Origin of the sequence: Polaromonas sp. CT11-55 (assembly GCF_047303325.1) — a bacterium.
Classification (GTDB): Bacteria; Pseudomonadota; Gammaproteobacteria; order Burkholderiales; family Burkholderiaceae_C; genus Polaromonas.
Genome location: NZ_JBKBEX010000074.1, coordinates 1 through 264, shown reverse-complemented (window position 1 = coordinate 264; position 264 = coordinate 1). Strand labels below are relative to the sequence as shown.

1 pseudogene is annotated in these 264 nt (G+C 69.3%); it reads right to left on the bottom strand.

From position 1 onward, the window contains the following. Nucleotides 1-72 precede the first annotated feature (72 nt). Nucleotides 73-264, bottom strand: a pseudogene (locus ACEN8I_RS24155) (UDP-2,3-diacylglucosamine diphosphatase); the annotation flags it as partial.

Sequence of the window (264 nt, the reverse complement as noted above, 5' to 3'; positions counted from 1 at the left end):
CACTACGACACCTGGCGCGACCAGCTCGGTCACACGGCGAGCAGTCCGGCCCGCAAGGGCTGAGCGCGTCGCTCAGGCCGCGACGGCTTCGCGCTGCGGCACGGCCTTCGCCGGCACGGGCATGTGCTTCGCCCAGTCGATGATTTCCAGCGTGCCGTCGGCATGCTCGGCCAGCGCCGTCAGGCTCTCGACCCAGTCGCCGTCGTTGCAGTAGAGGATGCCGTCGATGTCGCGCATCTCGGCGTGGTGGATGTGGCCACAGAC